Source organism: Dongia sp., from assembly GCF_041918875.1.
GTDB lineage: Bacteria > Pseudomonadota > Alphaproteobacteria > Dongiales > Dongiaceae > Dongia.
The window spans coordinates 182309-195316 of record NZ_JAYRUV010000003.1 but is presented as its reverse complement, the minus strand read 5'-3'; the positions used below and the strand labels follow the sequence as shown (position 1 = coordinate 195316).

Annotated in this window: 14 protein-coding genes; 7 read left to right on the top strand and 7 right to left on the bottom strand. The window is 64.5% G+C overall.

Features of this window, described 5'->3' with window-relative positions; translation table 11 throughout:
• The first annotated feature begins 9 nt into the window (after window positions 1-9).
• Window positions 10-453 carry a helix-turn-helix domain-containing protein gene (locus ACE3TY_RS04590; protein ID WP_374651320.1) on the top strand — a complete coding sequence of 148 codons (444 nt, stop codon included), beginning with the start codon at window positions 10-12 and terminating at the stop codon, window positions 451-453.
• A gap of 6 nt (window positions 454-459) precedes the next feature.
• Here the strand turns inward: ACE3TY_RS04590 and ACE3TY_RS04585 are convergent, their stop codons facing one another.
• The 3 genes from ACE3TY_RS04585 to ACE3TY_RS04575 all read right to left on the bottom strand — a co-directional run bounded on the left by ACE3TY_RS04585 (window position 460) and on the right by ACE3TY_RS04575 (window position 2606).
• Window positions 460-906 carry a hypothetical protein gene (locus ACE3TY_RS04585; protein ID WP_374651318.1) on the bottom strand — a complete coding sequence of 149 codons (447 nt, stop codon included), beginning with the start codon at window positions 904-906 and terminating at the stop codon, window positions 460-462.
• 190 nt (window positions 907-1096) lie between these two features.
• Window positions 1097-1744: a DsbA family oxidoreductase gene (locus ACE3TY_RS04580; RefSeq protein WP_374651316.1), complete on the bottom strand. Its 648-nt coding sequence runs from the start codon at window positions 1742-1744 to the stop codon at window positions 1097-1099.
• Between the two features lie 34 nt (window positions 1745-1778).
• On the bottom strand, window positions 1779-2606 hold the full coding sequence (locus tag ACE3TY_RS04575) for a class I SAM-dependent methyltransferase (RefSeq protein WP_374651314.1): 828 nt from the start codon (window positions 2604-2606) through the stop codon (window positions 1779-1781).
• On the opposite strand from ACE3TY_RS04575, the gene ACE3TY_RS04570 reads away from it, so the two are divergent.
• The 3 genes from ACE3TY_RS04570 to ACE3TY_RS04560 all read left to right on the top strand — a co-directional run bounded on the left by ACE3TY_RS04570 (window position 2577) and on the right by ACE3TY_RS04560 (window position 5911).
• Window positions 2577-3074: a hypothetical protein gene (locus tag ACE3TY_RS04570; protein WP_374651312.1), complete on the top strand. Its 498-nt coding sequence runs from the start codon at window positions 2577-2579 to the stop codon at window positions 3072-3074. The two genes, ACE3TY_RS04575 and ACE3TY_RS04570, sit on opposite strands and share 30 nt — an antisense overlap.
• Window positions 3075-3228: 154 nt before the next feature.
• The gene (locus tag ACE3TY_RS04565; protein ID WP_374651310.1) at window positions 3229-4725 is read left to right on the top strand and encodes a CoA-acylating methylmalonate-semialdehyde dehydrogenase; all 1497 of its coding nucleotides are present in this window, start codon (window positions 3229-3231) and stop codon (window positions 4723-4725) included.
• A gap of 91 nt (window positions 4726-4816) precedes the next feature.
• Window positions 4817-5911 (top strand): extracellular solute-binding protein, encoded by a 1095-nt coding sequence (locus ACE3TY_RS04560; protein ID WP_374651308.1) that lies wholly within the window; start codon window positions 4817-4819, stop codon window positions 5909-5911.
• Window positions 5912-5916: 5 nt separating this feature from the next.
• On the opposite strand, the gene ACE3TY_RS04555 is transcribed toward ACE3TY_RS04560, so the two are convergent.
• On the bottom strand, window positions 5917-6798 hold the full coding sequence (locus ACE3TY_RS04555; RefSeq protein ID WP_374651306.1) for a PAS domain-containing protein: 882 nt from the start codon (window positions 6796-6798) through the stop codon (window positions 5917-5919).
• 130 nt (window positions 6799-6928) lie between these two features.
• On the opposite strand from ACE3TY_RS04555, the gene ACE3TY_RS04550 reads away from it, so the two are divergent.
• Window positions 6929-8323: an amidase gene (locus ACE3TY_RS04550; protein WP_374651304.1), complete on the top strand. Its 1395-nt coding sequence runs from the start codon at window positions 6929-6931 to the stop codon at window positions 8321-8323.
• A gap of 112 nt (window positions 8324-8435) precedes the next feature.
• Window positions 8436-8801, top strand: a complete 366-nt coding sequence (locus ACE3TY_RS04545) for a DUF983 domain-containing protein (RefSeq protein WP_374651302.1) — start codon at window positions 8436-8438, stop codon at window positions 8799-8801.
• A gap of 42 nt (window positions 8802-8843) precedes the next feature.
• On the opposite strand, the gene ACE3TY_RS04540 is transcribed toward ACE3TY_RS04545, so the two are convergent.
• On the bottom strand, window positions 8844-10061 hold the full coding sequence (locus tag ACE3TY_RS04540; RefSeq protein ID WP_374651301.1) for an EAL domain-containing protein: 1218 nt from the start codon (window positions 10059-10061) through the stop codon (window positions 8844-8846).
• 39 nt (window positions 10062-10100) lie between these two features.
• Window positions 10101-10454 carry a cupin domain-containing protein gene (locus tag ACE3TY_RS04535; protein WP_374651299.1) on the bottom strand — a complete coding sequence of 118 codons (354 nt, stop codon included), beginning with the start codon at window positions 10452-10454 and terminating at the stop codon, window positions 10101-10103.
• Window positions 10455-10697: 243 nt separating this feature from the next.
• On the opposite strand from ACE3TY_RS04535, the gene ACE3TY_RS04530 reads away from it, so the two are divergent.
• Complete coding sequence (locus ACE3TY_RS04530; RefSeq protein WP_374651297.1) at window positions 10698-12113, top strand: MFS transporter; 1416 nt, start codon at window positions 10698-10700, stop codon at window positions 12111-12113.
• On the opposite strand, the gene ACE3TY_RS04525 is transcribed toward ACE3TY_RS04530, so the two are convergent.
• Window positions 12110-12769 (bottom strand): glutathione S-transferase family protein, encoded by a 660-nt coding sequence (locus ACE3TY_RS04525; RefSeq protein ID WP_374651295.1) that lies wholly within the window; start codon window positions 12767-12769, stop codon window positions 12110-12112. The two genes, ACE3TY_RS04530 and ACE3TY_RS04525, sit on opposite strands and share 4 nt — an antisense overlap.
• Window positions 12770-13008: the final 239 nt, after the last annotated feature.

Sequence of the window (13008 nt, the reverse complement as noted above, 5' to 3'; positions counted from 1 at the left end):
GGATGAGAAATGCCGCGCCAACGTAAATCCTCCGGCCGGATGGCCAGCAAGGGATTTCCCAATCCGATCGACGTGCATGTCGGCAGGAAGCTGCAGCTAAGGCGCACGCTTCTGGGCATGAGTCAGGAAAAGCTCGGCAATCTGATCGGCCTCACCTTCCAGCAGATCCAGAAATATGAATCCGGCGCCAACCGGGTCAGTTCGAGCCGCCTCTTCGACATCGCCCGCGTGCTCGATATCGGCATTCCCTATTTCTTCGAAGGGATGAGCGGCGAGGTCGAGAAGCAAAGTCCCGGCCATCTGCAGGGCGCCGTGCCCCTTGCCTCCGACGAGGAGAAGGACCCGATGGCGCGGCGCGAAACGCTGGAACTGGTGCGCGCCTATTACCAGATCAAATCGCCCAAGGTGCGCAAGCATCTGGTCGATCTCGCGCGTTCCCTGGGCAAGAAGTAGTGGGCCTCAGGCCGATTTGGCGAGCGGCGTCCAGCCGAGTTCGTGATCGATATAGTTGAGCAGGTTCAGCGTGGTCGGATAGGCCTGGCTGTCATGGGCAAGCTTTGCGGCGGTTTCGGCCAGCGAGCGCACTTCCTGCAACTGCACGCAGTCGCTGCACAGATAGGCGGCGTAATCCGGGCCGCCCTGCAGCGCCGTCCGCACCAGCTTCTGCCGCTCCGCGACCCAGCGCAAACGCCCGCCCAGGTCCGACATCCGGTCGATGTCCTTTTTCGAGCGGTCGATCTCATCGGCCAGCACCCGGGAGATGCGCCGATAGGCGGCGTTCAACGCTTCCAACGCCTTCATTTCCATATCGGCCTGATCCCGGCCGTTCCCTCCATTGGCCAGCGCGACATCGCGCGAGCGCTTGAGGTTCTGAACTTTGCTGCGCGAACGGTTTCCCTGTTTCATGGCGGCCACCAGACTCCTTGGTTGCGGACCTTGCTTGGATCGGACCCACCCCTGGGATCCCGGACCGAGAGCATTCGTCCCTGGACACAATCTGTAATCCTGGCGGCGTGACTTGGGCGTGAAACCCAAGCGGGCTCCCGGTCTCGCCCTGACGTTTTTCCTGGGATATCAATCGGCTGATTGACGGCAGCTAGCCTTCGGCCGCGAGCTGGCGCAAGGCGCGCTCGAACAGTTCGACGGGCTGCCCGCCGGAGATCAAATATTTTTCGTTGATAATGATGGCCGGCACCGCATTTATCCCTTGCTGCCGGTAATAATCTTCTTCGCTCCGAACCTCCGCCGCATAATCATCGCCGGCCAGAATGCGGCGCGCGGCATCCGCGTCGAGACCGACCGATCGGGCGACATCCACCAATGTCTCGGCATCCGACATCTTGGCGCCGTCGGTGAAGTAAGCCTTGAACAGCGCGTGTTTGAGCGCCGCCTGTTTGCCTTCGGGCCCCGCCCAATGCAGCAGCCGGTGCGCATCGAACGTGTTGTAGATGCGGCTCTGCTCATGCATGCGCATCTCGAAACCCAGTCCCTGGGCGCGCTCGCGGATCATGGCGCGGGTCTGGGCCGATTGCTCCGGGGTGGAGCCATACTTCTCGCCGATATGCTCGACGATGTTCTGTCCTTCCGGCCCCATCTGCGGATTGAGTTCGAACGGCTGGAAATGCAGCTCGACGGCGAGCTCGTCACCCAGATTGCGCACCGCCGCCTCAAGCGCCCGCAGCCCGATCACGCACCAGGGGCAGGATATGTCGGAAACGAAATCGATCTTCATGTGCCGGGTCATGTGTCACCTTTTCTGCCGCCGGGCGAGGCCGTCGCTAGGCGGCGTGCAGGATCATTTCGACGGGCGCGATCAGCCCTTGCTCCAATGCGGTCATGACGTTCCTCAGCCGCTCCTTGGCCTCGTGCCCCAGGATGACGTGGAGGCCCAGGGCCGGCGGACCCTCGCGCGCCGCCCGTTCGCGCATGGCCGTTGCCAATTGCAGCACGGCGGCGCGCCGATCCCGCTCGTCCTGCAGGCGGAAACCCGCCGTCGCCAGCAATGCGCGGTATTGCGCCGGCGTGGCGACGAAGGAGGTCCCCGGATTCTCCGCCCAGGGCATCGGATAGGGCAGCGCCGCCTCCGTCATCGCCATCACATCGTAGACGGCGAAACGGCCGCCACCTTTGAGCACGCGCCGCGCCTCGGCAAACAGCTTTGCCTTGTCGGCGATATTCATCCCGACATGGATGAGCATCGCCGCATCGAAGCTCGCCGCCGCGAACGGCATCGCGAGCGCGCTGCCCTGGTGAAAGCTGGCGCGCCCGCCAAGGCCGCAACGCTCGGTCAAGGTTCTTGCCAGGGCAACGAAGTCGGGCGTGAGATCGAGGCCCTGCACCGCGCAGCCGTGATGCGCCGCGCAGTAGCGCGCCGGGCCACCGATGCCGCAGCCGATATCGAGCAGCCTGTCGTCGGATCGCAAGCCGAGCCTGTCGGTCAAGCTTTCCGTCTGCGCACGCCAGCCGAGGTGAAACTCGTCCAGCGCAGAAAGATCGTCGATCGTTAACCGTTCGACATCCTTGCCCGCTGCCTGCAGGGCGGCAAGAACCCGCGCCTCCAGTTCCGGATGCGTGTAATGGCGCATGACCCGATCTTCGACATCCATGGGAAGACCTCCGGGCGCCAGCATATAGCGGCGGTGTCGCCGCGCATCCCGGAAATTTTTCGCGACCGATGGAACCGGCGGCGCAGCCAGCGCTTTCACAGCAGGACGTCCGGGTCGCCGACCGGCGCCAACCCGGAGAAAGCCACCATGCGCCGCGCCGTCACCTTGGCTTCGTTCCTGATGCTCGGCGTCGCGGCCGCGGCACAAGCCGATGACCAGCGCGACCGGTCTCCCCGTCCCCCGGATATTGCATCCACGGCAGGCATCCTGGCCAAGGCCGATTCCGGCGCGGCCGGCGGATTTTCCGCGGTGCAAGCCATCGCACTCATCCAGCAAGCCGGCTATGCCGACATCGGCGAGCTGGAACGGGTCAACGATTTCGTCTGGCGCGGCACGGCGTATAAAGATGGCCAAACCTACTCGGTCGCCGTCGACTATACCGGCACCGTCGTCGGCGCTGGCAACTGAGCCCCCGAAACGTCGCGAAATTGAACCGCCGGAAGCTCAATCCACCTCCCGAACGTTCATTATATTGAACGGGTGATTAAAATCTTGACCACACCCAAACCGCGCCTTATACCGGCGTGCAAAGCGCAACATCATCCATCTGGAGAGGGCGGCAATGCGGACGATCAATCATTTCATCGGTGGCAAGGAAGTGGCTGGAGCGTCCGGCCGGACGGCCGATGTGTTCAACCCGGCGACCGGCGAAGTGCAGGCCAAGGTTGCCCTGGCGACGGCGGGCGAAGTCGACGCCGCGGTGAAGAACGCACAAGCCGCATTCCCGGGCTGGGCCAATACGCCGCCCCTCACCCGCGCCCGCATCATGTTCAAGTTCAAGCAGCTGGCCGAAGAGAATGCCGACAAGATCGTCGCGATGATCACGGCCGAGCATGGCAAGGTTCTCTCCGACGCCAAGGGCGAGTTCACCCGCGGCCTTGAAGTGATCGAATTCGCCTGTGCCGCCCCGCAGCTCCTCAAGGGCGAGTTCTGCGAGAATGTCGGCACCAATGTCGATAGCTGGTCGGTGCGCCAGCCCTTGGGCGTCGTCGCCGGCATCACGCCGTTCAACTTCCCGGCCATGGTGCCGATGTGGATGTTCCCGATGGCCCTCGTCGCCGGCAACTGCTTCATCCTGAAGCCCTCCGAGCGCGACCCGTCGGTCTCCAACATGGTGGCCGAGCTCCTCAAGAAGGCGGGCCTGCCCGACGGCGTCTTCAACGTCGTCCATGGCGACAAGGTCGCGGTCGATGCGATCCTCACCCATCCCAACATCGAGGCGGTGAGCTTCGTGGGCTCAACGGCCATCGCCGAATATATCTATACCACCGGCACCGCGCACGGTAAGCGCGTGCAGGCCCTGGGCGGCGCCAAGAACCACATGATCGTCATGCCGGACGCCGATATGGACCAGGCGACGGACGCCCTCATGGGTGCTGGCTACGGCTCTGCCGGCGAGCGTTGCATGGCGATTTCGGTCGCCGTGGCTGTCGGCGACAAGGTCGGCGACACGCTCATCGAGAAGCTCAGCCCCCGCGTGCGCGGCATGAAAGTGGCCCCCGGCACCGATCCGGAGGCCGAAATGGGCCCGCTGGTGACCAAGCAGCATTACGAAAAGGTGAAGGGCTATGTCGATCAGGGCGTCGCGGAAGGCGCCAAGCTGGTGGTCGATGGCCGCACGCTGAAGCTGCAGGGCTATGAGAACGGCTATTTCCTCGGCGGCTGCCTGTTCGATCAGGTGAAGCCCGACATGAAGATCTACAAGGAAGAGATTTTCGGCCCGGTCCTCTCGGTCGTGCGCGTGCCCGATTACGCCAGCGCCGTGAAGCTGATCAACGACCACGAATATGGCAACGGCACGGCGATCTTCACCCGCGACGGCGATGCCGCGCGCGACTTCGCCTCGAAGATCAAGGTCGGCATGGTCGGCATCAATGTGCCGATCCCCGTGCCGATGGCTTTCAACAGCTTCGGTGGCTGGAAGCGCTCGCTGTTCGGCGATCATCACATGCACGGCATGGAAGGCATACGCTTCTTCACCAAGCTGAAGACCATCACCGGCCGCTGGCCGACCGGCATCCGCGCGGGCGCGGAATTCGTCATGCCGACGATGAAGTAAGCGGTTTCTAAGCGCATCTTTCTATCCGCGGCCGGATCGGTTAAACCCGATCCGGCCGTTTCTTTTTCCCGAACTCAGGTACAGCCTCCCGATGCCGATCTCGCCCTTCCTTGCCGATGCCTTCTCCCTCGCTGCCAGGCGGGGCTGGTCGCGCCGGCAGATGCTGGCGGCGCTGACCGGCGCGGGGGCAGCCACGGTGTTGCCGCGCGGCACCCGGGCCGCCGCCAGGGAACTGGTCTTTGCCAGCTGGGGTGGCGACGAGATCAAGAGCCTGACCCGGGCCTTCGGCAAGAGCTACGAGGCGGCGACCGGCACCTCCATCGTCTTCGACGGCACCGGCCCCACCGAAGGCGCCATTCGCACCATGGTGGATTCCGGCGACGTGACCTGGGACCTCTGCGATGCCGACGGCTTCACCGCCCTGCGCCTGGGGGCCACCGGCCATCTCAGCGCCATCGACTACAAGACGGTGGACGAAACCAGGATCATGGCGCCGTTCGCCTTCACCCACGGTGCCGGCGGCTACACCTATTCCTATGTGCTCGCCTTCGATACCGAACGCTTCGCCGGCCGCCCGCCGATGACCTGGAAGGATTTCTTCGACACCAGGCGCTTTCCCGGCGGCCGCGCCATCTATCGCTGGATGAACGGCGCCTTCGAGGCCGCCATGATGGCGGCCAGCGACAAGCCCACCAACCCCTATCCGATCGACATCAACACGGCCGTCAACCGCATCTACAAACTGAAACCCATCCTGCAGACCTGGGAAAACGGGGATCAGGTGCAGCAGATGTTCATCGACAAGACCATCTCCATGGCCTGCATCTGGCACACGCGCGCCGTGGCGCTGGCCAAGGAGACGGAAGGTCGGATCGCCTTCACCTGGGCCGGCGGCATTATCCAGCCGGGCGTCTGGGTCGTTCCGAAGGGCAACCCCGCCGGCATCGACGCCTTCAAGCTCATCGGCCACATGCAGGATGCGGGACGCCAGATCGAATTCACCAACCTGCAGCGCGTCGGGCCGGCCAATCCGGAAGCCACCGCCGCCATGCCCAAGGCCTTGCGCGATTACGACCCCACGCAGCCGGACAATCTGGCGCAACAGGTGATCGTCGACAGCAAATGGTGGGCGGAGAATTTCGACAAGGCCCGCGCCGAATTCGCGGACATGCTGCAGCGCTCCTAGCGGCGTTACAGCATCAGCCAGACGGCGATGGCGGCGACGCCGAGGAGAAAAGCCCCGATCCCCAGCGCGGCCGCGATCTGGCCTTCGCTTATTTTCGGCTTGGCCGGCGCCTCCCAGCTTTGCTGGGTCGGCATGCGCTTCTGCATGATGCCGAGCGCCTCGCGGATACTGGAGAGAGCGGTGTTCGGCGCCACCGACATGGTAGCATGCGCGATGCCGGCCTGCTGCGCGCTGATCCCGTGCTGTGCCGCGACAGCGGTCAAGCCCTGGGCTATGGCATTGCCGCTGCGCGACGGATCGTGCAGAAGATTGTAGAAGCCGGGCGACGGATTCGAGAGAATGCCGTCATGCGCATTGTCCGACAGCGTCTCGCCGACGCTGCGCTCGAAGGCGGCGATTTCCTCGTCGCCCAGGCCCGATAGCCGCTTGGTGTCGGCCAGGCCGCCGACCTCGATGGTGGTCAGGTCCAGCGAAGCCTGCGCCTGCGACGCGGCCAGTTCGACCAGGCGCAGGAACTGGCCTTCATCCGCCATGACAACCGGCAGGTCGAGATCGTCGAGCCCATCGGCGCCACTCGTATCCCTGCTGAACATCAGCCAGTTGTCGTTTGCCGTTCGGCCCGCCTGGGCTTCCATCGCATAGGAGCGCAGGCTGGCTGGCGTCTGCAGCGAAACGAGGGCCGCACGCTTGGCGCGTGGCCGGTTGAGCTGGCCGATAAAGCGGCGCAAATGCGACCGCTCGCCGGCGGCGACGAAGGAGAAGAACGAGCGGCCGATAACGCTCTGCAGACTAAGACCCAGATGCTCGGCACAGGCGCCGCGCCCTTCCAGTATGCGGCCATCTTTGTCGACCAGGAAGGATATCTCCCACGTGCCCCGCAAACTCATCGCCCCAACTTCCCCGACCGCCAGATACCCGGTGCTGCAGCGCAAGGCACGCACGGCATTGAATAACGAGGCTTAACCATGCAGGAATAGCGTTGATGTTTGGTTAACCGACATTCGAAGGGCGCGCGGCATGCAGGACGATCTCGCATTTATGACGGCGGTGGAACTGGTCGCTCTGTACCGGGCGCGCAAGGTGTCACCGGTCGAGGCGACGCAAGCTGCCCTGGCCGCTATCGACAAGCACAATGCAAACCTCAATTCTTTCTGCCACATCGATCGTGAGAATGCGCTGGCGCAGGCGCACCGGTCGGAAGCGCGCTGGCAGCGCAACGAGCCTTGCGGGCTCGTCGACGGTGTTCCGGTCTCGATCAAGGACCTGGTCCTCGCCAAGGGCATGCCGACCTTGCGCGGTTCGCGCCTGATCGAAGCCGGGCAAGCCTGGGACGAGGACGCACCGAGCAGCGCACGGCTGCGCGAGCATGGCGCCGTTATCCTCGGCAAGACGACAACCCCCGAATTCGGCTGGAAAGGCGTCACCGATTCGCCGCTCACGGGCATCACGCGCAATCCCTGGAACCCGGAAATGACCCCAGGCGGGTCGAGTGGCGGTGCCGCGGCCGCCGCCGCCGCCGGCATGGGGGCGCTGCATATCGGCACCGATGGCGGTGGGTCGATCCGCATCCCGGCGAGCTTTACGGGGATCGTCGGCTTCAAGGCGACCTTCGGCCGCGTGCCCGCCTTCCCGCTCTCGCCCTTCGGCAGCCTCGCCAATGTCGGGCCGATGGCGCGCTCGGTCGCCGATGCGGCGCTGATGTTCTCGGTCATCTCGCGGCCGGACCCGCGCGACTGCTACGCCCTGCCGCCGGAACCGGCCGACTTTCATGAAACGCTCAACGGCAATATCGCCGGCTGGCGGATCGCCTACACCCCGACGCTGTCGGGCGCCGATGTCGATCCGGAGGTCGCCGCCAGCGTCGCCCAGGCGGCAAAAGCGTTCGAGGGGCTGGGCGCCAAGGTCGAACTGGTCGACCATGTCCTTGATCCCAGCCTTGCCACCTTCCAGACTCACTGGTTCGGCGGCGCTGCTTTCCTGGTCGATCAGTTCCCCGCCGAGAAGCGGAAACTGCTCGATCCCGGCCTTGCCGAAGTGGTCGAGATGGGCCGGCGCATTTCGCTCATGGACCATCTTGCCGCTGTGAAGGCGCGCGAGGCCATGGGCACCCGGATGAACCGGTTCCACCAGCGCTTCGACCTGCTCCTGACGCCCACCATGCCGATCCCGGCATTCAAAGCCGGCCACGATTTCCCGCCGGAGCGGGCACACCGCCAATGGTCCGATTGGACGCCCTTCACCTATCCCTTCAATCTGACCCGCCAGCCGGCCATTTCCATCCCCTGCGGCAGGACATCGTCCGGCCTGCCCGTCGGCCTGCAGATCGTGGGACCCCTCTATGGCGACCGCGCCGTGCTCAACGCTGCCCGGGCATTCGAGCAAGGACACGCTTTTCAACGCCCAACCCTTTGAGATAGGCTCGATTTGTCTGCGGGTGACAATCAGCCGCATGGCGGCGGGGCGTGCTGCCAGTATGTTTCGCGGCTTGGTTTACCGATTTAGTAGGTTAAAGGATTTCCGGCCCATGACCTCCCTCGAAGCCTCTCCCAACTGGACCACGGCATTCTTCCGCGGCTGCCGGCGCAAATGCCCGCGCTGCGGGGAAAGCTCGATGTTCCGAGGCTATCTCTCGATCGCCGAGAAATGCGCCAGTTGCGCCTTGCCTTTCGAACCGCTGCGCGCCGACGACGCCCCGGCCTATTTCACCATTGCCATCGTCGGTCATATCGTGGTGAGTGGTCTGTTGATGCTGGAAAGCTACGCCCACCCGCCGACCTGGGTTCAGCTGGCGATCTGGCTGCCGGGCACCGCTATCATGTCGCTGGCCATGCTGCCCTTTCTCAAGGGTGCCGTGATGGCGGTGATCTACAGCTCGAACGCAGAGACCTAATAGCTATCGCCCAGTTCGAACCTGCCGGGTAGGGCGCGGTCCCTACAGCGCCTCACGGTGCCAGCCCTGCACCCAGCCTTCGATTTCCTCGCCCGGCATGGGGCGCGCGACGTGATAGCCTTGCATCTCGTCGCAGCCGAGATCGCTCAGCAGTTGCCAGTCTTCCTGCCCTTCGACACCTTCGGCAACCGTCTTCAGGCCAAGTTGCCTGGCAAGCTTCAGCGAATATTCGAGAACGCCGAAGAATTGCGGCTGGTCGAACACGCCGGTGACCAGCGCCTGATCGATCTTCACTTCGGTGAAGGGTGTGCGGGCCAATTGGTCCGGCGTTCCCATGCCGGTGCCGAAATCGTCGATCGACAGCCCGAATCCCTTGATGCGCAGCCGGGCCAGCGCTGCCAGCGAGGACGCGTTGTCCGTGATGGCGGAAGTCTCCGTCACTTCAAGGACGATGCGTTCATGCTTCACGTCGTGAAGCTGCGCCAGTTCCGCGATCCGCTCCGGCAGGCCGGGCTGATTGAGCGCATTCTCGGTCAGGTTGACCGACACGGCGATATCGATCCCGCAATCGCGCCAGATACGGGCCCAGGCGATGGACTTTTCCAGCACCACGTCCGTGATGCCGTCAATGAGGCCGGTGCGATCCGCCAAGGGGATGAAAGCGCCCGGCGGCACCAGGCCGCGATCCGGATGGCGCCAGCGGATGAGCGCCTCGGCGGCCGTCACGACGCCGTCTTCGCGGCGCACGCGCGGCTGGAAATGCGGCACGAATTGCTTGTCGCTGATGGCGTGGCGCAGATCCTCGACGGTGACATGGACCGAGCGGGGCCGCAGCAAAGGCGCCGCAGCGCGCCGCGCCACCAACCGCACGATGAGCGGACGCAGGCTTTCCGGGCTGATCGGTCGCTTCACATGGCCGGCGAATTCGATGCCGAAACCGCGCGCCATGGTCTCGACCGAACGAACGATGGCGTCGTCGAGCGCCGAGGCGATGACCAGATGCCCGACCAGTCGCCGCTCGGCGGCGCGGCGGACGAACTCCACGCCGTCCATCGCTCCGATACCCGCCGCCTTCACGTCGGTGATGACCAGATCGACGGGCCGATCCTGCGCTTCCAGTAGCGCCAGGGCGTGGAGCGCGCTTTCCGCTTCCAGCACCTCGCCGGCGCCGCTGTCGCGTACCATCTTCACCGCCATGCGGCGGGTGATATTCTGCTCGTCGATGACAAGGACGCGCAACCCGGTGCTGACTTCCGGCATGTCGGCCTCACTGCGCTGGGCGATGGGCTTGCGCCACCGTCAGGCCTTCGGCTCGAAGATGACATACCATTTCTTCACCGCCTCGATCGTTTCCCAGCTGCCGGTGAAGCCCTTTGGGATAATGAAGGCGTCGCCCTTTTGGAAGGTCTCGGCAACGCCTTCGGCATCGGTCAGCGTCGCCTTGCCGGCCAGAATGGCGCAGAATTCCTCTTCGCCGTAATTGACCTGCCACTTCCCGGGCGAGGATTCCCAGATGCCCGCAAAGAACTGGCCGGTCTTGTCGGTATAGTAATTCTGCAGCTTCGTGCTGGGATTGCCGCTGATGACATTTCCTGGCGCGCCGGCCTCGATGGCAGGCGGATTGCTGCCGAACCGGATCAATTTGACGCTCATGCGATTCCCCCGAATTGCGCTATCGATTTCTAACATCATCGCTCTCCAAGCGCCACCTTCGCGACCGCACATGGGTGTGACGCCCCCCGGGATGACACCCGCGATGTGACACCTGCCGCCTCCGGCACCGGACTCCGCTCGCCCGACAGCCCTGGCGCGAAAGCATGGCAGCCCAGCGCCGCCATGTTTTGACGGCGGCCATCTCCACCCTCTAAAGTCCCGCCCCCGATGCATGGAGCGCGCATGAGTTCGACGTCCGACGCCGCACCGCAAAGCACCTGGCGGGGCCTCTTCAGCCACGGCCTTGGCCTTTACGTGATCATGCTCAATCTCGGCATCGGCCTGCATGCGGTCGATGTCTTCGTCGTTTCGACCGTCATGCCCGATGTCGTGCGCGATTTGGGCGGTGCGCATTTCTACGCCTGGTCGACCATGCTCTATATGGTGGCCTCGATCATCGGCGCTGCCGCCACGGCACCCTTGCGGCTGCGCTTCGGCGGGCGTCGCGCCTATTGTGCCGGCGCCATCCTCTTTCTTATCGGCTCGATCGGCTGCGCTGCCGCGCCGGGCATGGAACTCTTCATCCTCGCCCGTTTCGTCCAGGGCTTCGGCGGCGGTATCGTTCTCTCGCGCTCCATGGCGATGGTGGGCGAGCTGTTCCCCGAACCGCTCAAGAAACCGCTCCTCGCCCTCATCTCCTCCACCTGGGGGGTCGCGGCGCTGATCGGCCCGGCGCTGGGCGGCAGTTTCGCGGCCGTCGATTTCTGGCGCGGCGCCTTCTGGTTCAACCTGCCCTTCGTGCTGCTCTTCCTCGGCGTCGCCTGGGCCAGGCTGCCGGCCGACAAGCCGCAGAAGGGCGAGGTGCCGCAATTCCCCTTCGGCCGCCTCGGCCTGCTCACGGCCGGCGTCATGAGCGTCGGCATCGCCAGCGAGGGGGCGACACTCAGCTCGCGGATGGGCCTCATCCTCCTTGCCCTGGCTCTCGTCTTCCTCACCTTCCTCCTCGACCGGCGCGGGCTCAACCGCATCTTTCCCAGCCACCCCCTCTCCTGGTTCACCACCACCGGCACCGGCTATTGGGTGATGTTCCTGGCCTCGGCGACGCATACGGTTATCGGCGTCTTTCTGCCTTTGGCGCTGCAGGAACTACATGGGGAATCGCCGATCGCCGCCGGCTATATGATGGCGGTGCTGGCCATCGGCTGGACCGCCGCCTCGGTCTTCACGGCGCAGTGGCGGGGCAGTGCCGTCACTGCGGCCATGATCTGCGGCTTGAGCTTCTGCGCCATCGGCCTTGCCGCGCTGGCCGCCGGTGTCACAGTGCTGCCGCCATTTGCCATCGCGGCGTTGAACGGCCTGGTCGGCATCGGCCTCGGCAGTTCCAATCTGCACGTCGTCGCCGCCGCCATGCGCCACGCGGCGGAGGGCGAGGAATCGATCACCGCTTCCTCGATCCCCACCATGCGCTCGCTGGGCATTGCCTTCGGCGCCGCCGCCGCCGGCGCCATCGCCAACGCATCCGGCCTCACCGACGCGCTGCTGCCAAATGACGTGGCGCGCGCCGTCACCTGGGTGCTGTCGGTGGGAACCCTGGCGCCGGTGTGCGGCCTCATCTTCGTCCTGCGCTTCGTAGCCCTGGTCAGGCGCAAGCAGGCCTAACCCAATCTGGGCCTGCAGCGCGCCCAGGCGGCGCGGCGCGACAGGCTGATCCACCAGCGCGACAGGCGCGTCGAAACATTGACGGAAGCCTTCCCTTCCGGCGTCGCCATCAGGTAGCCCACGATCGGCAGCAGCATGATGTCGGCCAGGCTGAGATCGCGCCCGATGAGGAATTCCGAATGCGCACCGTCATGCGACAGCAACGAGAGCTGCTCGATGGCGTAAAGCGAATCCTGCATCGCCGGCACGATGCGCGTCACCATGTGAAGATCCGGCACACCGCCCAGGAACGGCACGAACAGTCGCTGGGCGATCACCACGCCGACCGCCGAGGGCCCCAGATGGGCGCGGATCACCGCCATGGTCTGGGTCATCAGCGCGCGGTCGCGGGGGCTTTCCGGCTGCAGGATCGGCCCCGGGAAAGCCTCGTCGACATAGCGCAGGATCGCCTCGAGATCGAACAGCATCAGCCCGGCATGCGACAGGGTGGGCTGCCGGTCGCACAGATAGGTCAGCAACTCGGCCAGGCGAAAGCCGCCGGCCTTGAGCAGGTCAGGCTCCTGGACTCCGTAAATCAGACCTTTTTCTTCGCATGCCAGCCGCGCGGCCACCACATGGGTGCCGTTGAGGGGCCCGGAAAGGAGGATTTCGGTCATGAAAGGAACGTTACCGGGCCCGTGTCACAGCCGCAATCCTGCTTGGTTAACTCTGTGCGAAGACTACGGAAAGCCGTCATTTGTCAGTCCATTAGCGCGCGCTTTAATTCTCTAGCAAATTAATAGTGTTGCATGGCAGCAACACAGAATTTGCCAATTTTTTCAGCATGATGACGTTTAATTAACCACTGCCTAAAGACTTGACATTGCACTGCAGTATCGCCATCTTTGGATCTGCG

Bases quoted from the DNA above. Each gene is read 5' to 3' on its own strand.
- ACE3TY_RS04590 (WP_374651320.1), top strand. From the start codon at position 10: ATGCCGCGCCAACGTAAATCCTCCGGCCGGATGGCCAGCAAGGGATTT.
- ACE3TY_RS04585 (WP_374651318.1), bottom strand. From the start codon at position 906: ATGAAACAGGGAAACCGTTCGCGCAGCAAAGTTCAGAACCTCAAGCGC.
- ACE3TY_RS04580 (WP_374651316.1), bottom strand. From the start codon at position 1,744: ATGACCCGGCACATGAAGATCGATTTCGTTTCCGACATATCCTGCCCC.
- ACE3TY_RS04570 (WP_374651312.1), top strand. From the start codon at position 2,577: ATGGCGCATGACCCGATCTTCGACATCCATGGGAAGACCTCCGGGCGC.
- ACE3TY_RS04575 (WP_374651314.1), bottom strand. From the start codon at position 2,606: ATGGATGTCGAAGATCGGGTCATGCGCCATTACACGCATCCGGAACTG.
- ACE3TY_RS04565 (WP_374651310.1), top strand. From the start codon at position 3,229: ATGCGGACGATCAATCATTTCATCGGTGGCAAGGAAGTGGCTGGAGCG.
- ACE3TY_RS04560 (WP_374651308.1), top strand. From the start codon at position 4,817: ATGCCGATCTCGCCCTTCCTTGCCGATGCCTTCTCCCTCGCTGCCAGG.
- ACE3TY_RS04555 (WP_374651306.1), bottom strand. From the start codon at position 6,798: ATGAGTTTGCGGGGCACGTGGGAGATATCCTTCCTGGTCGACAAAGAT.
- ACE3TY_RS04550 (WP_374651304.1), top strand. From the start codon at position 6,929: ATGCAGGACGATCTCGCATTTATGACGGCGGTGGAACTGGTCGCTCTG.
- ACE3TY_RS04545 (WP_374651302.1), top strand. From the start codon at position 8,436: ATGACCTCCCTCGAAGCCTCTCCCAACTGGACCACGGCATTCTTCCGC.
- ACE3TY_RS04540 (WP_374651301.1), bottom strand. From the start codon at position 10,061: ATGCCGGAAGTCAGCACCGGGTTGCGCGTCCTTGTCATCGACGAGCAG.
- ACE3TY_RS04535 (WP_374651299.1), bottom strand. From the start codon at position 10,454: ATGAGCGTCAAATTGATCCGGTTCGGCAGCAATCCGCCTGCCATCGAG.
- ACE3TY_RS04530 (WP_374651297.1), top strand. From the start codon at position 10,698: ATGAGTTCGACGTCCGACGCCGCACCGCAAAGCACCTGGCGGGGCCTC.
- ACE3TY_RS04525 (WP_374651295.1), bottom strand. From the start codon at position 12,769: ATGACCGAAATCCTCCTTTCCGGGCCCCTCAACGGCACCCATGTGGTG.